The 22,758-nt window shown below is 72.1% G+C and carries 22 protein-coding genes; 6 read left to right on the forward strand and 16 right to left on the reverse strand.

Annotated elements, in window-relative coordinates; translation table 11 throughout:
• Positions 1–62: 62 nt before the first annotated feature.
• Genes ruvB through ruvC form a run of 3 tightly spaced genes read right to left on the reverse strand, consistent with a single transcriptional unit; the run spans position 63 to position 2,337 of the window.
• On the reverse strand, positions 63–1,130 hold the full coding sequence (gene ruvB / locus C6361_RS23505) for a Holliday junction branch migration DNA helicase RuvB (RefSeq protein ID WP_107262863.1): 1,068 nt from the start codon (positions 1,128–1,130) through the stop codon (positions 63–65).
• A complete protein-coding gene (ruvA, locus tag C6361_RS23510) occupies positions 1,127–1,729 on the reverse strand; it encodes a Holliday junction branch migration protein RuvA (RefSeq protein WP_107262864.1) in 603 nt (200 codons plus the stop codon). Before ruvA ends, ruvB begins: the two co-directional genes overlap by 4 nt.
• A complete protein-coding gene (ruvC, locus tag C6361_RS23515; protein ID WP_107262865.1) occupies positions 1,726–2,337 on the reverse strand; it encodes a crossover junction endodeoxyribonuclease RuvC in 612 nt (203 codons plus the stop codon). Before ruvC ends, ruvA begins: the two co-directional genes overlap by 4 nt.
• A gap of 202 nt (positions 2,338–2,539) precedes the next feature.
• On the opposite strand from ruvC, the gene C6361_RS23520 reads away from it, so the two are divergent.
• Positions 2,540–3,403: a 3-hydroxybutyrate dehydrogenase gene (locus C6361_RS23520; protein WP_107269030.1), complete on the forward strand. Its 864-nt coding sequence runs from the start codon at positions 2,540–2,542 to the stop codon at positions 3,401–3,403.
• Positions 3,404–3,421: 18 nt separating this feature from the next.
• Positions 3,422–5,377 (forward strand): helix-turn-helix domain-containing protein, encoded by a 1,956-nt coding sequence (locus C6361_RS23525; RefSeq protein WP_107269031.1) that lies wholly within the window; start codon positions 3,422–3,424, stop codon positions 5,375–5,377.
• Between the two features lie 179 nt (positions 5,378–5,556).
• On the opposite strand, the gene C6361_RS23530 is transcribed toward C6361_RS23525, so the two are convergent.
• The gene (locus C6361_RS23530; RefSeq protein WP_107269032.1) at positions 5,557–6,165 is read right to left on the reverse strand and encodes a TetR/AcrR family transcriptional regulator; all 609 of its coding nucleotides are present in this window, start codon (positions 6,163–6,165) and stop codon (positions 5,557–5,559) included.
• A 13-nt stretch (positions 6,166–6,178) separates the two neighbouring features.
• Positions 6,179–7,750, reverse strand: a complete 1,572-nt coding sequence (locus C6361_RS23535; protein ID WP_107269033.1) for an MFS transporter — start codon at positions 7,748–7,750, stop codon at positions 6,179–6,181.
• Positions 7,751–8,089: 339 nt separating this feature from the next.
• Between C6361_RS23535 and C6361_RS23540 the strand changes: the two genes are divergently transcribed.
• Together C6361_RS23540 and C6361_RS23545 are read left to right on the forward strand one after the other, a co-directional pair.
• Positions 8,090–8,854, forward strand: coding sequence for an SDR family NAD(P)-dependent oxidoreductase (locus C6361_RS23540; protein WP_107269034.1), 765 nt, complete (start codon positions 8,090–8,092; stop codon positions 8,852–8,854).
• Positions 8,855–9,711: 857 nt separating this feature from the next.
• A complete protein-coding gene (locus C6361_RS23545; protein WP_107262871.1) occupies positions 9,712–10,614 on the forward strand; it encodes a ferritin-like domain-containing protein in 903 nt (300 codons plus the stop codon).
• 44 nt (positions 10,615–10,658) lie between these two features.
• On the opposite strand, the gene C6361_RS23550 is transcribed toward C6361_RS23545, so the two are convergent.
• From C6361_RS23550 to C6361_RS23565, 4 genes are all read right to left on the reverse strand, one after another.
• Positions 10,659–11,126, reverse strand: coding sequence for a YkgB family protein (locus tag C6361_RS23550; RefSeq protein ID WP_107262872.1), 468 nt, complete (start codon positions 11,124–11,126; stop codon positions 10,659–10,661).
• Between the two features lie 97 nt (positions 11,127–11,223).
• On the reverse strand, positions 11,224–11,538 hold the full coding sequence (locus C6361_RS23555) for a cold-shock protein (RefSeq protein WP_107269035.1): 315 nt from the start codon (positions 11,536–11,538) through the stop codon (positions 11,224–11,226).
• Positions 11,539–11,551: 13 nt separating this feature from the next.
• The gene (locus tag C6361_RS23560) at positions 11,552–12,301 is read right to left on the reverse strand and encodes a YebC/PmpR family DNA-binding transcriptional regulator (protein WP_107262874.1); all 750 of its coding nucleotides are present in this window, start codon (positions 12,299–12,301) and stop codon (positions 11,552–11,554) included.
• A gap of 231 nt (positions 12,302–12,532) precedes the next feature.
• Positions 12,533–13,183, reverse strand: coding sequence for an NADPH-dependent FMN reductase (locus tag C6361_RS23565; RefSeq protein ID WP_107269036.1), 651 nt, complete (start codon positions 13,181–13,183; stop codon positions 12,533–12,535).
• 103 nt (positions 13,184–13,286) lie between these two features.
• Between C6361_RS23565 and C6361_RS23570 the strand changes: the two genes are divergently transcribed.
• Entirely contained in the window at positions 13,287–14,135 is an 849-nt protein-coding gene (locus C6361_RS23570; RefSeq protein WP_234359651.1) for a helix-turn-helix transcriptional regulator, read from the forward strand.
• Between the two features lie 23 nt (positions 14,136–14,158).
• Here the strand turns inward: C6361_RS23570 and pdxT are convergent, their stop codons facing one another.
• The 6 genes from pdxT to pgsA form a co-directional block, all read right to left on the reverse strand.
• Complete coding sequence (gene pdxT, locus C6361_RS23575) at positions 14,159–14,788, reverse strand: pyridoxal 5'-phosphate synthase glutaminase subunit PdxT (protein WP_107269038.1); 630 nt, start codon at positions 14,786–14,788, stop codon at positions 14,159–14,161.
• A gap of 6 nt (positions 14,789–14,794) precedes the next feature.
• On the reverse strand, positions 14,795–15,673 hold the full coding sequence (pdxS, locus tag C6361_RS23580) for a pyridoxal 5'-phosphate synthase lyase subunit PdxS (protein WP_107264456.1): 879 nt from the start codon (positions 15,671–15,673) through the stop codon (positions 14,795–14,797).
• A 217-nt stretch (positions 15,674–15,890) separates the two neighbouring features.
• Complete coding sequence (locus tag C6361_RS23585) at positions 15,891–16,394, reverse strand: hypothetical protein (RefSeq protein WP_107269039.1); 504 nt, start codon at positions 16,392–16,394, stop codon at positions 15,891–15,893.
• 111 nt (positions 16,395–16,505) lie between these two features.
• Positions 16,506–17,666: a glycosyltransferase family 4 protein gene (locus tag C6361_RS23590; protein ID WP_107269040.1), complete on the reverse strand. Its 1,161-nt coding sequence runs from the start codon at positions 17,664–17,666 to the stop codon at positions 16,506–16,508.
• Positions 17,667–17,679: 13 nt separating this feature from the next.
• Complete coding sequence (locus C6361_RS23595) at positions 17,680–18,645, reverse strand: phosphatidylinositol mannoside acyltransferase (RefSeq protein WP_107269041.1); 966 nt, start codon at positions 18,643–18,645, stop codon at positions 17,680–17,682.
• A 19-nt stretch (positions 18,646–18,664) separates the two neighbouring features.
• Positions 18,665–19,294: a phosphatidylinositol phosphate synthase gene (gene pgsA / locus C6361_RS23600; protein ID WP_107269042.1), complete on the reverse strand. Its 630-nt coding sequence runs from the start codon at positions 19,292–19,294 to the stop codon at positions 18,665–18,667.
• A gap of 252 nt (positions 19,295–19,546) precedes the next feature.
• On the opposite strand from pgsA, the gene C6361_RS23605 reads away from it, so the two are divergent.
• Complete coding sequence (locus C6361_RS23605; RefSeq protein ID WP_107269043.1) at positions 19,547–21,712, forward strand: elongation factor G-like protein EF-G2; 2,166 nt, start codon at positions 19,547–19,549, stop codon at positions 21,710–21,712.
• A 38-nt stretch (positions 21,713–21,750) separates the two neighbouring features.
• Here C6361_RS23605 and C6361_RS23610 read toward each other — a convergent pair whose 3' ends face one another.
• A complete protein-coding gene (locus C6361_RS23610; RefSeq protein ID WP_107269044.1) occupies positions 21,751–22,740 on the reverse strand; it encodes an aldo/keto reductase in 990 nt (329 codons plus the stop codon).
• Positions 22,741–22,758 lie beyond the last annotated feature (18 nt).

Consider the following 22,758-nt stretch of genomic DNA (forward strand, 5'->3'; position numbering starts at 1 on the left):
AACCGCGGCGAGTCTAGTCCCTGCACCTGAGAACACCGAATGCGGCACAGATCACGAACGGATCACACCTCCTGGGACCCCGCGGAGAAGAGGTCGGGCCCTCCGGGCCCACTCACGCCGAATGTACCATTTGGCGGAGTACGCCCCAAGTGTCGCCAAGCGGCCTCGGTCGCCACCCGCCCCCGGGGCGTCCGGGCCAGCAGACCGGCCCGGACCAGGAACGGCTCGCAGACCTCCTCCACGGTGTCCGGCTGCTCCCCCACCGCCACCGCCAGGGTCGACAACCCCACCGGACCGCCCCGGAACGAGTCCACCAACGCGGTCAGCACCGCCCGGTCCAGCCGGTCCAACCCCAGCTCGTCCACGTCGTAGACCCGCAGCGCGGCCCGGGCGGTCTCCAGGGTCACCGTCCCGTCGGCCCGGACCTCGGCGAAGTCGCGTACCCGGCGGAGCAGCCGGTTGGCGATCCGGGGCGTACCCCGGGACCGGCCGGCGATCTCCGCCGAACCGTCGGAGGTGATCGGCACCCCCAGGATCCGCGCCGAGCGCTGGAGCAGCACGTCCAGCTCGTCCGGGGAGTAGAAGTCGAGATGCGCGACGAAACCGAACCGGTCCCGCATCGGACCGGTCAACAACCCGGACCGGGTGGTCGCGCCGACCAGGGTGAACGGCTCGACGTCCAGCGGGATCGCGGTGGCCCCCGGCCCCTTGCCGACCACCACGTCGACCCGGAAGTCCTCCATCGCGCTGTAGAGCAGCTCCTCGGCCGGCTTGGCGATCCGGTGGATCTCGTCGATGAAGAGCACGTCGCCCTCGGCGAGGCTGGTCAGGATCGCCGCCAGGTCACCGGAGCGCTCGATCGCCGGGCCGCTGGTCACCCGGATCCCGGCACCCAGCTCGGCGGCGACGATGTTCGCCAGGGTCGTCTTCCCCAGGCCGGGCGGGCCGGAGAGCAGGATGTGGTCCGGCGGGGTGCCCCGGCCCATGGCGCCGCGCAGCAGCAGGTCGAGCTGGTCGCGTACCCGGTGCTGGGCGATGAAGTCGGCGAGCCGCTTCGGGCGTACGGTGACCTCCGCGTCCCGCTCGGCGTCGTCCGCGTACGCCGAGACGAGCCCCTCGGGATCGGTCACCGGGTCCTGCCCAGCAGTCGGATCGCCTGCTTCAGCAGCACCGGCACCGGCGGGACCTCACCGTCGACGGTCTCGGCCACCGCCGCCACCGCCTGGTCCGCCTGGGACGCCGTCCAGCCGAGCCCGACCAGCGCCTGGCGCACCTGCTCCGGCCAGGCACCGGCGGTGACCCCGGCCGCGCCGTCCGGGCCGACCGGCACCGGGCCGATCCGGTCCCGCAACTCCAGCACCAGCCGCTCGGCGCCCTTCTTGCCGATCCCCGGCACCCGGGTCAGGGTGCCGGTGTCGGCGTTCGCGATCGCCTTGCGCACCACGTCGGGCGCGTGCACGGCGAGGACGGCCTGGGCGAGCCGGGGGCCGACCCCGCTGGCGGTCTGGAGCAGTTCGAAGAGGTGCTTCTCGTCGTCGTCGGCGAAGCCGTAGAGGGTCAGCGAGTCCTCCCGGACCACCAGGCTGGTGGCGAGCCGGGCCGGCGAGCCGACCCGCAGCCCGGCCAGGGTGCCGGGCGCGCACTGCACCGCCAGCCCCACCCCGCCGACCTCGATCACCGCGCCGTCCGGGGACAGCCCGGCGACCACGCCCCGGACACTCGCGATCATCCTGTACCTCCCTGTCGTTCCGGACCCGGCCGGGCGGCCCGCCGGGGCGTACCCGATCGGGCGCCGGCCCGGGACGCGGCCGACGTCGCCGCCCGCTGCCGGACCGCGTCGGCCGCCGCCGCGATCCGGGACCGGGTGCCGCCGCGCCAGATGTGGCAGATCGCCAGCGCCAGCGCGTCGGCGGCGTCGGCCGGCCGGGGCGGCTCGGCCAGCCGCAGCAGCCGGGTCACCATCGACATCATCTGCGCCTTGTCCGCCTGGCCGGAACCGGTGACCGCCGCCTTGACCTCGCTCGGGGTGTACGTCTGCACCGGCAGCCCGGCCCGGGCCCCGGCCAGCACCGCCACCGCGCTGGCCTGCGCGGTCCCCATCACCGTCCGGACGTTGTGCTGGCTGAAGACCCGCTCCACCGCGACACTCTGCGGCTGGTGCTCGGCGACCAGCCGGGTCAGCTCGGTGTCCAGGTGCAGCAGCCGCAGCGGCAGCTCGTCACCCGGGTCGGTGTAGACGACGTAGTAGGCCACCAGGGTGCACGGCCGGCCGGGCACCCCCTCGACCACGCCGACCCCGCACCGGGTCAACCCCGGGTCGACGCCCAGCACCCGCACGCCGCCCCCTCCCCGTGCCGCAGCACGTACGTGTGTTCGACACCCTACTGGCCTGCGCCGGAGCCGGAAACGCCGACACGCCCGTACCCGATCATCAGAGCCGGGCCGGCGGGCCCGCCGAAGGTCGCCACATAGGCCGGTGCCGGAGTATGTGGCCGACGCCCATGTGCCGCCGCCCGGTTGGCTCGTAGCTTTTTCGGCCATGACGGTAGAACCCGGTCGGGACGACCAGGCCGCGCGACGGCGGCGCCAGCAGGTCGGATCCCCGGCCTCGGCCGACGACCCGCCCCGGGCCGGCCGGGCCGCCCCGCCGGTCGTCCGGCTCGACCTGTCCGGGCGGACCGCCCTGGTCACCGGCGGTGCCAGCGGGATCGGGCGGGCCTGCGCGGCACGGCTGGCCGAGGCCGGCGCGACCGTCACCGTGCTGGACCGGGACGCCGACCGGGCCGAGGCGGTCGCCGCCGAGATCGGCGGTCGGGCGCTCGGGCTGGACCTCGCCGATCCGCACGCCACCGACCGGATCGACCCCGAGCTGGACATCGTGGTCAACAATGCCGGGCTGCAACACGTGGCGCCGCTGCACGAGTTTCCGCCGGACCGCTTCGACCACCTGCACCGGGTGATGGTGACCGCCCCGTTCCTGATCGTCCGGCGGGCGCTGCCGCACATGTACGCCGGCAACTGGGGCCGCATCGTCAACATCTCCTCGGTACACGGGCTGCGCGCCTCGGCGTTCAAGTCGGCGTACGTCTCGGCCAAGCACGCCCTGGAGGGGCTGTCGAAGGTGGTCGCCCTGGAGGGGGCGGCGCACGGGGTGACGGCCAACTGCGTGAATCCGGCGTACGTGCGCACGCCGCTGGTCGAGGGACAGATCACCGCGCAGGCGAACGCACACGGCATCGCCGAGACCGAGGTGATCGAGCAGATCATGCTGGCCCGGGCGGCGATCAAACGACTGATCGAGCCGGAGGAGGTCGCCGAACTCGTCGCCTACCTCTGCACCCCGGCCGCCTCCTTCCTCACCGGCGCCTCGATCCCCCTCGACGGGGGCTGGACGGCGAACTGAGTGGGCGCCTCCCGCAGAATGGACCCCGTGTCCACGCCGATCGAGTTCCTGGAGCTGCTGGCCCGGGAGGCCGCTCCGGTCGAGTTCGAGGGGCCGCTGGTGGCTGCCCGGGCGGCCGGGGTACCAGCCGACCGGCTCGCCGAGCTGGAGGCGGCCAAGGTGGTGGCGCTGCGGGTACGCGCCCTGCTGGAACGGCGGCGGCGCCGCGAGGCGGAACTCTCCGGCCTGTACGACACCGCCAGCGACCTCGCCGGGCTGCGCGACTCCGACGACGTACTGCGGGCGATCGTGCACCGGGCCCGGCACCTGCTCGGCACCGACGTGGCGTACATGACGCTGGTCGACGACGACCTGGGCGACACGTACATGCGGGTCACCGACGGTTCGATCTCGGCCCGGTTCCAGGGACTGCGGCTGCCGATGGGGGCCGGACTCGGCGGCCTGGTGGCGCAGACCGGCAGCCCGTACGCGACCGCGAACTATCCGGAGGACGCGAGGTTCCACCACACCGGCGAGATCGACGCCGGGGTCGGCGAGGAGGGGCTGGTCGCCATCCTCGGGGTGCCGCTGCGGCTCGGCTCCCGGGTGATCGGGGTCCTCTACGCCGCCAACCGGTCGGCCCGGCCGTTCGCCCGGGAGGAGGTGTCGCTGCTGCTCTCGCTGGCCGCGCACGCGGCGGTCGCGATCGACACGGCGCGGCTGCTCGCCGAGACCCGGGCCGCGCTGGCGGAACTCTCGGCGGCCAACTCGACGATCCAGGCGCACAGCGCGTCGGTGGAGCGGGCCGCCGCCGCGCACGACCGGATGACCTCGCTGGTGCTGCGCGGCGGCGGGGTGGAGGACGTGGCGGCGGCGGTGACCGAGGTGCTCGGCGGTGCGCTGCTGGCGCTCGACGCCGAGGGGCGGACACTGGCCCGGGTCGGCGAGATCGACGAGCCGGAGCGGGCGGCGCTGGACGAGGCGGTGGTGGCGTCGCGTACCGAGGGGCGCAGCGTGCGCCGGGGCGACCTCTGGTACGCCGCCGTGGTCGCCGGTACCGAGAACCTCGGCGCCCTGGTCTCCCGCCCCGAGGAAGAGCTGGTCGACGCCGACCAGCGGATCCTGGAGCGGGCGGCGCTGGTCACCGCGCTGCTGCTGCTCTTCCGGCAGAGCGTCGCCGAGGCGGAGGGGCGGGTCCGGGGCGAACTGCTCGACGACCTGATCGCCCGGCCGGTACTCGACGCCGCCGCGCTGCGCGGCCGGGCCCGCCGGCTCGGCGTGGACCTGGACGCCCCGCACGTACTCGTGGCGGTCGGCGACGACGCGATGGTCGGGAGTACCTCGGTACGGCAGCGGGTCACCTCCTGGGCCAGCACGTACGCCTCGGCGCAGGGTGGGCTGGCGGCGGCCCGGGACGGCCGGGCGGTGCTGATGCTGCCGGGCGGCGACGCCGGTTCGGCGGCCCGGACCGTGGTCCGGGACCTGTCCCGGGCACTGGGCCGGCCGGTCACCGCCGGAGCGGGCGGGCCGGCGACCGGCCCGGCGTCGCTGGCCGGGGCGGCCCGGGAGGCGGACCGCTGCCTCACCGCGCTGCGTGCGCTCGGTCGGGCCGGCGAGGGTGCCAGCAGCGCCGAACTCGGTTTCGTCGGGCTGCTGCTCGGCGCGGTCGGGTCCGGCGGCGACCGGGAGGTGGCCCGGTTCCTGGTCGACACCGTCGGCCCGGTGGTCGACTACGACGCCCGCCGGGGCACCGCGCTGGTGAAGACCCTGGAGGCGTACTTCGGGGTCGGCGGCAGCCTGGCCCGGGCCGCCGAGCTGCTGCACGTGCACGTCAACACGGTGACCCAGCGGCTGGACCGGGTGGGGCAACTGCTCGGGCCGCAGTGGCAGAAGCCGGAGCGGGCGCTGGAGGTGCAGCTCGCACTCCGGCTGCACCGGCTGCGCGCCGCGGCCGGCCAGAGCGGGGCGGGTGTCGGCGGCACCGAGCTGCCCTGAGCGCATGCCTGCTCTGATCGCGTTCACCCGGCCTGCCCTGAGGGCGTGCCTGCAACTGAGCGCGTTGGCCCGGCCTGCCCTGTGCGCATGCCTGCTCTGCTTGCGTTCACCCGGCCTGCGCTGAGCGCATCGCCGCGGCACGGCGCCGCGACCGGTCAGCGGGCGGGGATGCCGGCAGGTCAGCGGGCGGCGATGCCGGCGATCACCGCGTCGACGACCCGGGCCGGCAGGTCCCGCTCGTCCAGGTTGGGCTGGGCGCGGAGCAACCGCTGCATCAGCAGCGGGGCCGTGAGCAGCGAAAGCGTCAGCTCGACGTCGAGGTCCGCCCGCAGCTCGCCGAGGTCGATTCCCCGGCGCAGCACCTCGCGGATCATCCGCCGCCGGGGCTCGACCAGCTCCTGGTAGAGCCGGTACTGCTCGGGGCTGCGGCTGATCGCGGGCATCAGGCAGGGCATGATCTGCCGCATCCTGGGGTCCGGGTTGTGCCCGGTGTTGCCGACCAGCGCGATCAGGTCTTCGCGTACGGACCGCCCGGGCGGTGGCGGCGGTGGCGGCTTCAGCCGGCGCAGGGCGTCCTGGAGCAACGCCTCCTTGCCGGACCAGCGTCGGTAGATGGTCGCCTTGCCCACGCCGGCCCGGGTGGCGATCGCCTCGATCGAGAGCGTCTCGATGCTGCTGCCCTCGGCGAGCAGGTCGAGGGCGGCCTCCAGGATCGCCTCGTCCGCGCGGATGCTCCGCGGGCGTCCTGGCGCCCGCGGAGCATCCATCGTTTCGGTCACGTTAACCATTGTCCCCTGTCGCTCAGGCGGCGACCAGTTCGGGATCACCCACCGGCTCCGGCGGCAGCAGCTGCTCCTCGGCGTTGCGGCCGGGCAGCCAGCGGAGCACCACCACGATGCCGAGGGCGGCGACCACCGCCGAGATCCCGCTCGCCCAGTGCATGGCGGAGACGAAGGCGTCGTTGGCGGCGCTGGTCACCGCCGAGCCGGCCGGGCCGCCGAGCCGCTCCGCGACCGCGTACGCCCCGGAGACCGACTCGGACGCGGCGTCCCGGACCGGTGCCGGCAGCGCGCGGGCCGCCGGCTCGATCTGGTCCCGGTAGACCCCGGAGAGCACCGAGCCGAGTACCGCGACGCCGAGCGCGCCGGCCACCTGGCGGACGGTGTTGCTGACCGCCGAACCCACCCCGGCCTTCTCCCGGGGCAGCGCTGACATGATCGACTCGGTCGCCGGCGGCATGATGTTGGCCATCCCGACGCCCTGGACGAAGAAGATCAGCCCGATGATCCAGATCGGCGTGGTCGCGGTGGCGAAGGCGAACGCCACCAGCGCCGCCGAGGTCAACGCCAGCCCGGTCACCGCGACGGCCCGACCGCCGTACCGCTTGACCATGGTGGCGCTGCGCGGTGCGAAGACCAGCTGGGCGACGGCGAACGGCAGCATCAGCAGGCCGGTCTCCAGCGGGCTGTAGCCGCGGACGAGCTGGAGGTAGAAGGCGCTGAAGAACATCACGCCCATGGCGGCGAAGAAGACCAGGCCGATCACCGCGACCGGAGCGGCGAAGCGGGGTACCCGGAACAGCCGTACGTCCAGCGACGGGAACTCGACCCGGCGCTCCCAGGCCACGAAGGCGGCCAGTACGGCCAGCCCGCCGACGATCGACGCCCAGATGAGCGGCCGACCGAAGCCGTGCTCGCCACCGTCGATGATCCCGTACGAGAGCGCGACCAGACCGACCACCGAGAGCAGTACGCCGATCACGTCGATCCGGCCCGGCTTCGGGTCCCGCGAGTCCGGCACCAGCAGCGCGACCGCGACCAGCCCGATCAGCACCACCGGCACGTTGATCAGGAAGACCGAGCCCCACCAGTAGTTCTCCAGCAGCAGACCGCCCAGCACCGGGCCGATCGCCACACCGAGGCCGATCGCGCCGGCCCAGACCCCGATGGCGCGACCGCGCTCCCGGGGGTCGAAGACGTTGGAGATGATCGACAGGGTCACCGGCATCACGGCGGCGGCCCCGAAGCCCATCAGCGCGCGGGCGCCGATCAGTTGACCGGGGCTCTGCGCGTACGCCGACAGCAGCGAGGCCAGGCCGAAGAGGGCGAGCCCGACCAGCAGGAACCACTTGCGCCCGTACCGGTCGCCGAGCACGCCGAAGGTGAAGAGCAGCCCGGCGAAGACCAGCGTGTACGAGTTGATCGACCATTCCAGTTCGCCCTGGCTGGCGCCGAGGCCGTGCACCGGGTCGGCCAGGGTACGCAGTGCGACGTTCAGGACCGTGTTGTCCAGCACGATCACCAGCAGGCTGACCACGAGCACGCCGAGAATGGCCCAGCGCCTCGGGTGCCCGGTGTTTTCGGTTAACTCCATGCGGTGTTTTGTCCCCCCGAGACCCCGCTTCGCCCGATTCGGCGGCGGGGAAGTTTCTTGACCGCACTGACGATAGTCAGCCGGAAACCGAAACGGAACCGTTCCGTATCGTAATGTGAGCCGGCTCACCCCCGCCCGGGCGGCTCGCGGCGGACGAGGCGGGCCGTGCCCTCGGACGACCGCGTGCCGGCTCTCGGACGCAGCACGCCGGCTCTCGTTCGAGGCGCGCGGTGCCCTGAAACGAGGCGCGCGGTGCCCTCGGACGAGGCGTGCCGGGGCTCGAACGAGGCGTCCGATCACCGCCAGACGACGGCCCGCCCGTTGATCAGGATTGTGGGCATGAGCGAGGTTATTGCGGCGGAAAGCCGTGTTCTAGAGGGAAAGGTCGCGTTCGTCACCGGAGGCAGCCGGGGCATCGGCGCGGCGGTGGCGGTCCGGCTGGCCGAGGATGGTGCCGACGTGGCGCTGACCTACCAGCAGGACGTCGAGGCGGCCGATGCGGTACTGGACCGGATCAAGGCGATCGGCCGGCGCGGGCTGGCGATCCAGGCCGACAGTGCCGATCCGGCGGCCGTCGTCTCGGCGGTTGACCGGGCGGCCGGTGAGTTCGGCCGACTCGACGTACTGGTCAACAACGCCGGGGCGTTCCTGGTCGGGCCGATGGAGGAGTTGGGGCTCGCGGAGTTCGAGCGGACCGTGGCGGTGAACGTCCGGGCCCCGTTCGTCGCCGCCCAGGCGGCGGCCCGACACATGGTCGAGGGTGGACGGATCATCTCGATCGGCAGCAACATGGCCGAACGGGCGGCGTTTCCGGGCTTCGCGCTCTATTCGATGAGCAAGACCGCGTTGACCGGGCTGACCAAGGGGCTCGGCCGGGACCTCGGTCCCCGGGGCATCACCGTGAACCTGGTGAACCCCGGCCCGACCGACACCGACTCGAACCCGGCCGACAGCCCGATGGCGGAGACCATCCGCGGCTTCACCGCCGTCGCTCGGTACGCCGTACCGGCCGAGATCGCGGCGATGGTCGCCTGGGTGGCCAGCGCCGACAGCTCGTACGTCACCGGGACGACGATCAACGTCGACGGCGGCTTCACCATCTGATCCAGTCCCCGGGCCGCCTGATCCACCTTTGCGGCGACGGAGGCGGTCGGGCCGGCGACCAGCGTGCCGGCCATGGCCAGGCCGGCCGCCACCATCACCGCACCCAGCCCCTCCGGGCGAGACGTCCGCACCACCGGCCCCCTTCGATCGTCCGAAGGCAAGCCTGCGCACCACCACTGGACAGACACTGAACAACCACTGGAACCCACGCCGACACCGGCGGGGACCGTCATGATCCCGGAGAGTCCGGCACGCCTGGACCGGCCGGACGCTCCGGGATCACGCGGCCCGGCCTGATCGATCCTGGACGTCAAGCCGTCCCCACCAGTTCGTACCATTTTCGGCGATTCATCCGATCGCGCATCATGCTCGCTCGACCACATGGCTGCCGCTGCCGTCGGGCTGGCGCGGTCGAGCCAGTCGCTGAAGGACCGGTCCGACGGCCCTACCCCGATCATCCTGGGCGGGTCAGGCCGGAACACCGTCAGATCCACAGACCCTCTGCTCTACGTCCCCAAAGGTCGGAGGCGCGGGTAGGTGAGCAATTCGCGGACCTGCCCCCGGTGTGCGGTCTCCTGCAGAAAGCGGCATTTCTCCTTCAGATTTCGTTCTGGGCCCTAGTCTGCGATTCCGTACACGCCGGCAACTTATTGTTTGCCCGAGTCACGCTTGGTGAGCTACGTCCCGTGGCTACCGATCTCGCGATGGTCGTTGTCTTGTCGCCCTCAACCGTCCTCCGGAAACCGGGCGGTTGATGAGGCCGATGCACTAGCGTGAGCTTCGGATGATGCGGGTGCAATGCCTGGTCTCTTCGCCAGTGCCGAGTGCTTGCCGCGCGATCGAGAGGATTAGATTTCATGGTCAAGAAGTTCATTAAGGACGCGGTGTCGCGCAGTTCGGAGTCCGACGATGACCAGCGGAAGCTTTCGTCAATGGTCGGCCAGGGGGACGTTGCCGCCCAGTCGCAGGATGGGTCCGGCCCGAGCGACGCGACAATCCTGAACTTCGCACTCAATCTCGAGTACCTCGAAGCCGAGTTCTACCTTCGCGCCACGACCGGCGAGGGCCTTCCCGACGAAATGACGACCGGCACGGGCACTCGTGGTGAGGTCACGGGCGGGGGAGCCGTCAGCTTCAGCAATTCGGTGGTGCGGAAGCTCGCTCATGAGATCGCGTCGGACGAGCAGCAGCATGTGGCGTTCCTCCGGTCCGCCCTCGGCGAAAACGCCGTCTCGCGCCCCGCGATTTCTCTCGATACGAGTTTCACCGCCGCAGCCACGGCGGCCGGGCTCATCAAGTCCGGCGAGGTCTTCGATCCATACGCCAACGACCTTAATTTCCTGTTTGCCGCGTTCCTGTTCGAGGATGTCGGTGTCTCCGCGTTCAAAGGAGCGGCGCCGCTGCTGTCCAACAAGACCTATCTTGACGCCGCCGCAGGCATGCTCGCCACGGAGGCATACCATGCCGGAATCGTTCGTTTTGCACTCTACAACGAGGGAATGATCAACGACGCGGTGTTCACGGGCGTGCAGAAGCTCTCCGACGCGCGCAACAGTCTCGACGGTCCGGTTGATGACGACCAGGGGATCGGCGCCAGCACCGAGGCGAACTTCATCCCTACGGATGCCGACGGCATCGCCTACGGCCGCACAGCCCAGTCGGTCCTGAACATCGTCTACCTGAACCCCGACGCAGTGACCTCTGGCGGCTTCTATCCGTCCGGCCTCAACGGCGAAATCGTGATGAGCGCTGCCGCGTAGCCGTTGAGGCGTCCATCATCCGGTGCGCTTCTCCGTGCAGAGGGTTATCGAAGGCGGGCGGCGCGCAGTGAGTCGGCAGTAGTCAGGAGCGCGGCACCGAGGAGCACGGTGTCCTTCAACAGGAATTGGCCTAGCTGAGAAAGGCTCAACGCCCCCTGCCCTTCTTGCCGAGCCTCGGCCGTTGTGGCCAGGAAACTGAGCGTGGTGAGGAACATCCCGACCGCTCCGGCGCTACCGATCGCCGATGCTCTGGGCGCAAGTGGCTTCGCGGCTATCAGGCTGCCGAGGGTGATCTCCGTGATCCCGATGAGTCGGTTGAGCTTCTGTGCGCCCAGCGTTTTGCGGAACCGCGAGAACAGCGGACTCGACGTGAGCAGGGGTTCGTTGTTCTCGACCTCGTACTGCGTGAACTTGAGCATGCCGATCCACAAGATGTTCGTCGCCAGTGCGGAGCGCAGGACGAGGGAGGCTACCGAGGCGAGGTCATCGGCCGGGTCGTGTCGTATGCGCATCGCTCACTCCAAGTCGCTGTGGCCATCGGCGTGCGCGCGACCATTACCCGTTACGGCCCACCTCACGCGAGTCGGACGAATTTCGGAGTGAGCAGCGTCAGCTCCAGCAACGGTCGTCGTCGTAGACGATCGTCAGCGTGCTGCGGTACGCCCTCGACGCGTCCCCGTCCGGCACCCGGTCCGGCGGCTCCACCGGTCCGTCGCTCCAGACCTTCGTGGCCCGGTACGGGTAACCGTCCTGCCCGGGCGCCTCGGCCCGGAAGAAGACCCGCTGCCCCGCCGTCAGAGCACGGTAACCGGGGGCAGCGATGGCGGAGAAGTGCACCCAGCAGCCGCCCGGGGTCTCGGCCGCGTCGAGCACTCCCCAGCCCCGGTCGGCGTCGAACTCGCGTACCACCCCGACGAGGGTCACCTGCGCCGCCGGCTCAGCCGACCGCCGCCATGACCTCGTCGGAGACGTCGAAGTTGCCGTAGACGTTCTGCACGTCGTCGGAGTCCTCCAGCGCGTCGATCAGCTTGAAGACCTTGCGGGCGCCCTCCTCGTCCAGCGGGACGGTGACGCTGGGCACCAGGGACGACTCGGCCGACTCGTAGTCAATGCCGGCGTCTTGCAACGCGGTCCGCACCGCGATCAGGTCACCGGGCTCGGAGACCACCTCGAACGCCTCGTCCAGGTCGTTGACCTCCTCGGCCCCGGCGTCGAGTACGGCGAGCAGCACGTCGTCCTCGGAGAGCCCCGCCTTCGGCACGATCACGACGCCCTTGCGGGAGAACATGTACGACACCGAGCCGGCGTCCGCCAGCGAACCGCCGTTGCGGGTCAGCGCGGTGCGTACCTCGGTCGCGGCGCGGTTGCGGTTGTCGGTCAGGCACTCGATCAGCAGCGCGACGCCGCCGGGGCCGTACCCCTCGTACATCACCGTCTGCCAGTCGGCGCCGCCGGCCTCCAGGCCGGAGCCGCGCTTGACGGCGCGGTCGATGTTGTCGTTCGGGACCGAGTTCTTCTTCGCCTTCTGGATGGCGTCGAAGAGGGTCGGGTTGCCGGCCGGGTCACCACCACCGGTGCGCGCGGCGACCTCGACGTTCTTGATCAGCTTGGCGAACATCTTGCCGCGCTTGGCGTCGATGACCGCCTTCTTGTGCTTCGTCGTCGCCCACTTTGAGTGGCCGGACATCTGTTACCTCCGTTGCTAGCCGCCGCCTGCTTCGACCGCACCGCGCACGCCTCGCTCCGCACCCGACGCACACGGTGGTGCCGGTCAACTCCGCTGGAAGCCGTGGCGGCCAGATGGCCCTGCCGAATCTCGACAATCCTACCGACGCGCGGCGGGCGGCCGTCACCCGCCGCACACCGGCAGCCACGAAATCGTACAGATCACCACATAACAAACGGAGCGTCTATCTGCTCACGACGTCGCGACCGGGGCCCGGAGCGGGTCGAGGAGTTCGGTGAGCAGCGCCGTGACCGCCACCGCCCGATCCTCGCCCGGCGCGATCCGCCCCGCGGCGGTTGGATCGGACGGGTCCTCGCCGGACCAGTCGAAGTCGGCGAAGAGGCCCAACCCGACGTGGGTCGGCACGACCACCATCCCCACCTCGGTGAGGATGTCCCGCAAATGCCCGGCCGCCTGCCCGCCGCCACTCACGCCGTAGCTGAGCAGGCCGGCGGGCTTGCCCCGCCACTCCGCATCCAGATAGTCGATGCCGTTCTTCAGCACGGCGGGAATCGAATGGTTGTACTCGGGCGTGACGAAGACGAAGGCGTCGCACCCGGCCACCACCGCCGACCAGCGGCGGGTGTGATCGTTCCGGTAGTCGCCGAACCTGGCCGGCACCGGCTCGTCGAGCAGCGGCAGCCGCTGCTCCGCGAGATCGATCAGTTCGACGGCCGCCACGTCGGCCCGTACCGCCGGGTGCCCGGCCGCCACCTCGGCCACCCACCGGGCCACCGCCGGTCCTCGACGGCCCGGCCGGCTGCTTCCCACGACCACGCCGATGACGCGAGGTCCGGTCCGCTCCGTACTGTCCGAGAGTGCTCTGCGTTCCGTACTGTCCATGACTCGATCCCATCGGCGATCCCGCACCGCCGGGAGACCGGCGCGAGGGTAGCCCTGGCAGGGATACCCTTCCGACCTCCGACAGCGGCAGACTGGACCGGTGATGGACGGAGAACTGGGCGCGTTCCTCCGCAGCCGGCGCGAGGCGTTGCGGCCCGAACAGGTGGGACTGCCGGCCGGGATCCGACGCCGCGCGCCGGGGCTGCGCCGGGCCGAACTCGCGACGCTCGCGCAGGTCAGCGTGGAATACCTGACCCGGCTCGAACAGGGCCGCGACACCCGACCCTCGCCGGAGATCCTCGCCGCGCTGGCAGACGCGCTCCGGCTCGACGAGGACGACCGGCAACACCTGCGGCAGCTCGCAGCGGTCAACCACCACCGACAGCTGTGCGCGGGACGTCGCCCGTCGGTGTCGCGCACCGTCCGCCCGGAGGCTCGGCTGCTCCTGGACGCGCTACGGGACCGGCCGGCGTACCTGGTGAACCGGATCGGCGAATTGCTTGCCTGGAACGATCTGTTCGACCGGCTGTCCCGTCCGCTCGGGCTGCTCGACGGCGACCGACCCAACCTGGTGTGGTACGTCTTCGCCGACGAACGCGCCCGGGAGCACTTCCCCGACTGGGCGGAGTTGGCCGACCAACAGGTCGCCGAGTTGCACCGGCTTCGCCAGGGCGACCCGGCTACCGACGAGTTCGCCGAGCGCCTCGGCCGTACGGTGGGGACGCCGTTCACCTCGCGGTGGCGGCGCCGTCCGGTCAGCGCCAGCTCCAGCGGCGTGCGCTGGTTGCGGCATCCGGAGGTCGGGCCGGTGCGGCTCGGGTACGAGACGTTGGCACTCACCGACGACCAGCAGCGGTTGGTGGTACAGCTGCCCGCCGACGCCGCCAGCGCGGAGGCCCTGGACCGCCTGCTGGGCCGGCGTCCGGGTCAGCTGCGCTCGGTGGCCGGCTGAGGCTGCCGCGGACACCGGTCCGCTCAGGTCGCGCTGCCGACCAGGTCGACGAAGTAGCGGTGCAGCCGTGCGTCGCCGGTGAGTTCCGGGTGGAACGAGGTGGCCAGCAGGTTGCCCTGCCGTACCGCCACGATCCGGCCGGCGGCAGGGCTGCCGGTGACGGTGCCCGGTACGCTGCCGGTGACGGTGCCCAGCACCTCGACACCGGCGCCGACCCGCTCGACCCAGGGCGCCCGGATGAAGACCGCGTGCAGCGGTCCACCGTCGATGCCGGAGATCTCCACCGGCGCCTCGAACGAGTCGACCTGCCGGCCGAAGGCGTTGCGCCGGACCGTCATCGCGATGCCGTCGAAGCCGCGCTGGTCCGGCCGGCCGTCGAGCACCTCGGCAGCCAGCATGATCATCCCGGCGCAGGAGCCGTAGACCGGCATCCCCTCGGCGATCCGCTTGTCGACCGGTTCGCGCAGCTCGAAGATGTCGACCAGTTTGCTGATCGTGGTGGACTCCCCGCCGGGGATGACCAGGCCGTCGACCGCGTCCAGTTCCGCCGGCCGGCGTACCGGACGGGCCTGCGCGCCCGCACTGGTCAGGGCGGCGAGATGCTCGCGGACGTCACCCTGCACCGCGAGCACCCCGATCACGGGTGCGCTCACGTCACCTCACCAGCCGCGGTCGGCCAGCCGGTGCGGGACCGGAATGTCGTCCACGTTGATCCCGACCATCGCCTCGCCGAGCCCGCGCGACACCTTGGCCAGCACGTCCGGGTCGTCGTAGAAGGTGGTGGCCTTGACGATCGCGGCCGCTCGCTGGGCCGGGTTGCCGGACTTGAAGATCCCGGAGCCGACGAAGACCCCCTCCGCGCCGAGCTGCATCATCATCGCCGCGTCGGCCGGGGTGGCGATGCCGCCCGCGGTGAAGAGCACCACCGGCAGCTTCCCGGTCTCGGCCACCTCCCGGACCAGCTCGTACGGCGCCTGCAACTCCTTGGCGGCCACGTACAGCTCGTCGGTGGGCAGCGAGCCGAGGCGGCGGATCTCGTCACGGATCTTCCGCATGTGCGTGGTGGCGTTCGAGACGTCACCGGTACCGGCCTCGCCCTTGGAGCGGATCATCGCCGCCCCCTCGGTGATCCGACGCAGCGCCTCGCCCAGGTTGGTGGCGCCGCAGACGAAGGGCACGGTGAAGGCCCACTTGTCGATGTGGTTGGCGTAGTCGGCCGGGGTCAGCACCTCGGACTCGTCGACGTAGTCCACGCCCAGCGCCTGGAGCACCTGGGCCTCGACGAAGTGCCCGATCCGGGCCTTGGCCATCACTGGGATCGAGACGGCGTTGATGATGCCGTCGATCATGTCCGGGTCGCTCATCCGGGAGACACCGCCCTGGGCCCGGATGTCGGCCGGTACCCGCTCCAGCGCCATCACCGCGACCGCACCGGCGTCCTCGGCGATCTTCGCCTGCTCGGGGGTGACCACGTCCATGATCACGCCACCCTTGAGCATCTCGGCCATACCCCGCTTGACCCGCGCGGTGCCGACCACTCCGGCGGCGCTGACGGTCTGCCCCCCGGCCGAGGTCGACTGGTCGGAACCGGACTGGGCGGTGGATTCGGACACGGCGTTTTCGCTCCTCGGAAGTGTTTTCGGGGGTGGAATCGCACTCGATGCTACGCGGGGTGCAACGCCGGACCGACAGCCAATCAGACCCCGGGTGGCCTGCACTGTGGCCGGGCTCACGCCCGGCGGGCGCGGTTGCCGGTCAGCCGACCGACAGCTCCGGACGGCTGCTCACGGTCGGGTCGTCGATGTCGAAATAGCGCGGCTGCTCGTGCTTGCGGGACATCCGGAACAGGCGTACGAGACGGCGGCGCCGCAGCGAGAGCGCGTCGCGTACCAGGTCGGTGTGCACCTGACGGGCCAGCGCGAGCCGCCGGCTGGCGCCGATCACCGCCGCCGCGGTCGGATCCTCCGGGTCCAGCGGACTGGACCGAAGCTGCCGGGTCAGGTCGTTCTCGGCGGCCTCCCGCTCGTCGCCCTCGGCGTCCAGCGCGATCCGGGACGCCGCGTACAGCTCCACCGCGTAGCGCTCCTCGGCCAGCACCGCGGCGGCCGCCGCCCGGCGCAGCAGGTGCGCGTCGAGCGCGCGGGTCGCCGAGCGTACCCGCGCGTGCATCCGGTCGACCCGGGCCGCGATCCAGATCAGGTACGCCGTCACCAGGACGACCGCCGCGACGCCGCCCACCACCCACCACATGCCCGGCATCGTAGTGCGGCCCCCACTTCCGTCTCCTGGCACGTCACCGGCACCCCCGGGGGACGATCCCGCCTACCGGCCCCGGCGACGGCGAAACCGTGCCGGTCGGGACGATCCGGCTCAGGCCGGCCCGATCCACTCCTGGTCCAGCACCCGACCGTCGGTTGCCTCGATCGCGGTGGCGTACACCTCCAGGACCCGGCGGGCCACCGTCGGCCAGTCGAAGGTCTCGACCACCTCCCGGGCACAGGCCGACAGTTCGGCGCGGCGCACCGGGTCGTCGAGCAGGCCGGCCAGGGTACGCCGCAGCGCCGCCGAGTCCCCGGTGGGAAAGAGTTCCCCGGCCCGGCCCCCGTCCAACACCCGACGGAAGGCGTCCAGATCGCTCGCCACCACCGTCGCCCCGGCGGCCATCGCCTCGGTCAGGATCATGCCGAAGGACTCGCCCCCGGTGTTCGGCGCGACGTAGAGGTGCACGCTGCGCAGCATGCGCGCCTTGTCCGGTTCCGAGACCCGGCCGAGGAAGGTGATCCGGTCCCGCAACTCCTCCGGTACGCCCTCGTGCAGCTCGGCCTCGTCACCCGGGCCGGCGACCAGCAGCCGCAGCCCCGGACGTGCCGCGGCGAGCCCGACGAACGCCTCCCGGAGCACCCCGAAACCCTTGCGGGGCTCGGTGAACCGGCCGAGGAAGCCGAGCGTGCCGCCCTCGCCCTGGCCGCACCGGCCGGGCCAGCCGGGCAGCGGTTCGGCGTCGGCGAACTTCGCCACCGCCACCCCGTTGGGGATCTCCACCGCCCCGCCGCCGAGATGCTCGACCTGGACCTTGCGGGCCAGCGCGCTCACCGCGATCCGGGCGGTGATCCGCTCCACGGCGAACTGCAACACCCCCTGCGCGGCGGCGAGCGCCCGGGACCGGGTCATCGCGGTGTGGAAGGTGGCGACCACCGGCCCCCGGGCGGAGAGCACGGCGAGCAGCGAGAGGCTGAGCGTGAACGGCTCGTGCACGTGCAGCACGTCGAAGTTGCCCCGGGCCAGCCAGCGCCGGACCCGGGCGGTGGAGACCGGCCCGAAGGTGATCCGGGCGACCGAGCCGTTGTACGGCAGCGGCACCGACCGGCCGGCCGACACCACGTACGGCGGCAGCGGCGAGTCCTCGTCCGCCGGCGCCAGCACGCTCACCTCGTGCCCGAGCCCGATCAGCGCCTCGGCGAGGTCGAGTACGTGGTTCTGCACGCCGCCGGGGACGTCGAAGGAGTACGGACACACGATGCCGATCCGCACTGCGCCTCCCCCTTCAGGCCGGCTCGGAGATCGACGGGGTGCCAGGTGTCTCCGGCGCCACCACCCCGGCCGGACCGGTCACTGTGGCGGTCCGGGCGGGCTCGTCGACCCAGACCCGTTGCAGCATGTGCCAGTCCTCCGGGCGCTGCGCGATGCCCTCGGCCAGATGGTCGGCGATCCGCTGGGTCAGCGCCCGGACGCGCTGGTCCAGCGGGCCGGAATCCGGCGACGGCACCTCCAGCGGCCCGATCAGCCGGCCCCGGGGCCCGGCCGGGTCGTACCAGAGGGCGGCCACGTAGAGCGGGGCGCCGGTCCGGAGGGCCAGCAGTGCCGGGCCGGCCGGCATCCGCGCCCGGCCGCCGAAGAACCGCACCTCGACACCGCGCGCCGACAGGTCCCGATCGGCGAGCAGCGGCACCAGGTAGCCGGCGGCGACCCGCTCGGCCAGTATCTCGAACGGGGCCCGGGGGCCGCCGTGGGTCGGCAGGATCTCCATGCCGAGCCGGCGCCGGAAGTCGAGGAAGCGCTCGTAGACGCCCTCCGGCTTGAGTCGCTCCATGACGGTGGCGATCGGCCAGCCCTTGGCGGCCACCCAGGCGCCGGCGGCGTCCCAGTTGCCGGAGTGCGGCAGTGCCACCACGACACCCCGGCCGGCCGCCATCTCGGCGGCGAGCCGCTTCTCGCCGTCGAGCCGGAAGTCGTCGCGGATCTGCTCCCGGCTGCGCGACGGCAGCCGGAACACGTCGAGCCAGTAGCGGGCGTACGAGCGCATGCCCCGGCGGACGAGCTCCTCCAGGGCGTCCGGCGGCAGTTCGGGACCGACCACCCGGCGCAGGTTGGCGGCGAGCCGGCGGGTCCCCCGGCCACGCCTGCGGTACGCCTGGTCGGCGGCGGCCCGGAACAGCGCCGCCGCCACCGGCTTGGGCAGTGCGCGTACGGCCCGCCAGCCGGCCAGGTAGCCGAACTCGACCGGGGTCACCGGCTGGCCTGCGGCACTGTCACGCGTCCACGCCCAACTCGGCGCGCTGCGCCTGCCGCCAGACGTGCGTCATCCGCTGCCCGACGGTGAAGACCGAGATCGCGGCGAGCAGCCAGAGCGCGGTGACCAGCGCCCAGTCCAGCCCGAGGCCGGTGAGCAGCCCGCCGACCCCGACGATCAGCAGCCGCTCGGTCCGCTCGGCGATGCCGACGTTGCAGGTCATCCCGAGCCCCTCGGCCCGGGCCTTGACGTACGAGACGAGGCCACCGGCGACCAGGCAGATCAGCGCGGCGGCGACCCCGACGTGGTCGTCCTGGGTGGCCAGCCAGTATGCGACGGCGCCGAAGACCGCGCCGTCGGAGACCCGGTCCATGCTCGAGTCGAGGAACGCGCCGAACCGGCTCGACCCGCCCCGCATCCGGGCCATCGTGCCGTCGAGCAGGTCGGTGAGGGCGAAGAAGGTCACCACGAGCGCACCGGCGACCAGGTAACCCCGGGCGCCGAGCACGATCGATCCGACCACCACCCCGAGCGTCCCGGTCACGGTGACGGCGTTGGGCGTCACCCCGACCCGCAGCAGGGTCCGGGCGATCGGTTCGACGACTCGGGTCATGCCGGCCCGGGCCGACACCTGGAAGATCTTCGCCATGGCCGTCCCACCATAACGGGCCGCGAACGGCGACGGTACGCCCGGTGGCGCCTACTTCGCGCCGCAGGCTTGTGTCACGACTTGTACGGGTGTGAGATCGGTGCAGGGGACGTGACGTCGCTCACCTGTCACCCGGCACGTCTCCGGCAGCACGGCAGGCCACCCGAGGATATCGCCGCGGAGTCGCCAGGGCAGCTCCCCCGTCGCACGCGGCGGTCGCCACCAACCACCGGCTTAGGGAGGTGCGCCCCGATGGCGCAGAAGAGTCAGGAGAAGGGGGTCACCGGCCCGGCGCCGGTGGTGGACGAGCCCGGCAGGGTTCGCAACGTGGTGCTCGTCGGCCACTCCGGTGCCGGAAAGACGACCCTGGTCGACGCGCTGCTGGCGGCGACCGGCACGATCTCGCGGCCCGGTGCGGTGACCGAGGGCACCACGGTGTGCGACCACGACCCGGCGGCGGTACGCCAGCAGCGCTCGATCAGCCTGGCCTGCGCGCCGCTGCAACACGGCGGCATCAAGGTCAACCTGTTGGACACCCCCGGCTACGCGGACTTCGTCGGCGAACTCCGGGCCGGGCTGCGCGCGGCGGACGCGGCGCTCTTCGTCGTCTCGGCGGTGGACGGGATGGACGGGGCGACCGCCGCGCTCTGGCAGGAGTGTGCCGCCGTCGGGATGCCCCGGGCCGTCGCGGTCACCCGGCTGGACCACCAGCGGGCCGACCTCGACGAGACGGTGGCGCTCTGCCAGCGGGTCTTCGGCGACAACGTACTCCCGCTCTACCTGCCGATGCTCGACGACGAGGGTGTGGACGTGGTCGGCCTGATGGGCCTGATCACCCGCCGGGTCTTCGACTACTCCGCCGGGCTGCCGGCGGCGGTCCGCGACCCCGACCCCGAGCACCTGCCGGCGATCGGCGACGCCCGGAACGAGTTGATCGAGGGCATCATCGCGGAGAGCGAGGACGAGACGCTGCTGGACCGCTACCTCGGCGGCGAGGAGATCGAGGTCGAGGTCCTGATCGACGACCTGGAGAAGGCCGTCGCCCGGGGGCACTTCTATCCGGTGGTGCCGGTCTGTGCCGAGACCGGGCTCGGCATCGACGTCCTGCTGGAGCTGCTGACCTCGGCGTTCCCGACCCCGCTGGAGCACGACCTGCCCACCGTCACCGGGGTCGACGGCTCGCCGCAGCCGCCGCTGCACTGCGACCCGGACGGCCCGCTGGTGGCCGAGGTGGTCAAGACCACCATCGACCGGCACGTCGGCCGGGTCTCCCTGGTCCGGGTCTTCTCCGGCACGCTCCGCCCCGACCAGGTGGTGCACGTCTCCGGGCACGGCATGGCCGAGCGCGGCCATCCGGACCACGACGCCGACGAGCGGATCGCGCACATCTACTCCCCGCTCGGCGCCGCGCTGCGCGAGGTGCCGTACTGCGTGGCCGGCGACATCTGCGCGATCACCAAGTCGGGTACGGCGGAGACCGGCGACACCATCTCGGCCAGGGAGCACCCGCTGCTGATCGAGCCCTGGGAGATGCCCGAGCCGCTGCTGCCGGTGGCGATCGTGGCGAAGAGCCGGGCCGACGAGGACGCGCTGGCCAAGAACCTGGCCCGGCTGGTCGCGGGTGACCCGACGATGCGGCTGGAGCGCAACCCGGAGACCCATCAGCTGGTGCTCTGGTGCATGGGCGAGGCGCACGCCGAGGTGGTGCTCGACCGGCTCCGCGGCGGCGGGGTGGACCTGGAGACCGAGCCGGTCCGGGTGGCGCTGCGGGAGACCTTCGCGGTGGCCTCGAAGGGGCACGGCCGGCACGTGAAGCAGTCCGGCGGGCACGGCCAGTACGCGGTCTGCGACATCGAGGTGGAGCCGCTACCCCGGGGTGCGGGCTTCGAGTTCGCCGACCGGGTGGTCGGCGGCGCCGTGCCGCACAACTACATCCCGTCGGTGGAGAAGGGTGTACGCACCCAGATGGGCCGGGGCATCGTCGCCGGCTATCCGGTGGTGGACCTGAGGGTGACCCTGGTGGACGGCAAGGCGCACAGCGTCGACTCGTCCGACGCCGCCTTCCAGACCGCCGGTTCGCTGGCGCTGCGCGACGCGGCGGAGAAGGGGCAGGTCACGCTCCTGGAGCCGGTCGACGAGGTCATGGTCCGGGTGCCGGACGGATATGTCGGCGCCGTGATGAGCGACATGTCCGGGCGGCGCGGCCGGGTGCTCGGCACCGAGCCGGACCCGGCCGGCACCGAACACACGCTGGTCCGGGCCGAGGTGCCGGCGACCGAACTGATCCGGTACGCCGTCGAGCTGCGCTCGATGACCGCCGGTGGTGGCACCTTCCGGCGCTCCTTCGCCCGTTACGAGCCGATGCCGACGCACCTGGCCGACCAGATCCGCAAGGAGCACAACTCGTCCGGCCGGTGACCGCCCGAGGTGCCCGCCCCGGGGCGGGCACCTCCGCGTCACGCCTTGCCGAGCAGGCGCTCCACCTCGGCGACCTGGTCGGCCGGGAGCGGCCCGTGCGCCAGCGCGCCGACGTTCTCCTCCACCTGGGCGACGGTCCGGAAGCCGGGGATCGGCACCGTACGGCCGCTGCGCGCCCAGAGCCAGCCCAGCGCGCCCTGGGCGAGGGTACGGCCGTCGGAGGCGAGCACGTCCCGGACGGCGGCCACCCGGGCCAGGAACTCCGGGGCGGGCCGCCCGTCCCGGAACCAGTCCAGCCAGGCCGGGGCGATCCCGCGTACGTCGTCGGCGGCCAGCGTGGACGACTCGGTGAACTTGCCGGAGAGCAGCCCCATCGCCAGCGGCCCCCGGTTGACGCTGGCCAGGTCGTGGCGCTCGCAGACGGCGAGCATCTCCGGCGCGTCCTGTAGCACCGAGAAGGAGTGCTGCACGGCGGTGCAGTGCGGGCCGTCGGCGCCCCAGGAGGCGGCCCGGTCGGGCAGGTCGGTGCTCCAGCCGTACGACCGGATCCGGCCCTCGGCGACGAGTTCCTCCAGGGTGCCGAGGAGTTCCGCCGCCTCGTCGACCGGCAGGTCGCCGAGGTGCAGTTGGTAGAGGTCGATCCGGTCGGTCTCCAGCCGGCGCAGCGAGGCGGCCACCGCCCGGCGCAGGTGGTCGGCCGACCCGTCCGCGCCGGTCATCTGCCGGGTCGCCTCGTCGTAGGTGTAGCCCCACTTGGTGGCGAGCACCACCTCGTCCCGGTGTCCGGCCAGGGCGCGGGCCAGGATCCGTTCGCTGTGTCCGGTGCCGTAGACGTCGGCGGTGTCGAAGAGGGTGACGCCGAGGTCGAGGCCGCGCCGGATCGCGCGGATCGACTCGTCGTCGTCCACCTGTCCCCAGCCGAACGGCTGGTCACCCTGGTGCCAGACGCCGCCGATGGCCCAGCAGCCGAGGCCGAGCGCGCTCACCTCGATGCCGCTGCGCCCCAACACCCGCGTGTTCGCATTCATGTCGGTAAGGCTTTCACA

Origin of the sequence: Plantactinospora sp. BC1 (assembly GCF_003030345.1) — a bacterium.
GTDB lineage: Bacteria > Actinomycetota > Actinomycetes > Mycobacteriales > Micromonosporaceae > Plantactinospora.

Excerpts from the sequence above, each read along its gene's own strand:
- C6361_RS23545 (WP_107262871.1), top strand. The coding sequence starts at position 9,712 with ATGGTCAAGAAGTTCATTAAGGACGCGGTGTCGCGCAGTTCGGAGTCC.
- ruvA (WP_107262864.1), bottom strand. The coding sequence starts at position 1,729 with ATGATCGCGAGTGTCCGGGGCGTGGTCGCCGGGCTGTCCCCGGACGGC.
- C6361_RS23565 (WP_107269036.1), bottom strand. The coding sequence starts at position 13,183 with ATGGACAGTACGGAACGCAGAGCACTCTCGGACAGTACGGAGCGGACC.
- C6361_RS23530 (WP_107269032.1), bottom strand. The coding sequence starts at position 6,165 with ATGGTTAACGTGACCGAAACGATGGATGCTCCGCGGGCGCCAGGACGC.
- C6361_RS23570 (WP_234359651.1), top strand. The coding sequence starts at position 13,287 with ATGGACGGAGAACTGGGCGCGTTCCTCCGCAGCCGGCGCGAGGCGTTG.
- C6361_RS23585 (WP_107269039.1), bottom strand. The coding sequence starts at position 16,394 with ATGCCGGGCATGTGGTGGGTGGTGGGCGGCGTCGCGGCGGTCGTCCTG.
- C6361_RS23605 (WP_107269043.1), top strand. The coding sequence starts at position 19,547 with ATGGCGCAGAAGAGTCAGGAGAAGGGGGTCACCGGCCCGGCGCCGGTG.
- C6361_RS23535 (WP_107269033.1), bottom strand. The coding sequence starts at position 7,750 with ATGGAGTTAACCGAAAACACCGGGCACCCGAGGCGCTGGGCCATTCTC.
- C6361_RS23540 (WP_107269034.1), top strand. The coding sequence starts at position 8,090 with ATGAGCGAGGTTATTGCGGCGGAAAGCCGTGTTCTAGAGGGAAAGGTC.
- C6361_RS23525 (WP_107269031.1), top strand. The coding sequence starts at position 3,422 with ATGGACCCCGTGTCCACGCCGATCGAGTTCCTGGAGCTGCTGGCCCGG.
- C6361_RS23550 (WP_107262872.1), bottom strand. The coding sequence starts at position 11,126 with ATGCGCATACGACACGACCCGGCCGATGACCTCGCCTCGGTAGCCTCC.
- pgsA (WP_107269042.1), bottom strand. The coding sequence starts at position 19,294 with ATGGCGAAGATCTTCCAGGTGTCGGCCCGGGCCGGCATGACCCGAGTC.
- C6361_RS23610 (WP_107269044.1), bottom strand. The coding sequence starts at position 22,740 with ATGAATGCGAACACGCGGGTGTTGGGGCGCAGCGGCATCGAGGTGAGC.
- C6361_RS23560 (WP_107262874.1), bottom strand. The coding sequence starts at position 12,301 with ATGTCCGGCCACTCAAAGTGGGCGACGACGAAGCACAAGAAGGCGGTC.
- C6361_RS23520 (WP_107269030.1), top strand. The coding sequence starts at position 2,540 with ATGACGGTAGAACCCGGTCGGGACGACCAGGCCGCGCGACGGCGGCGC.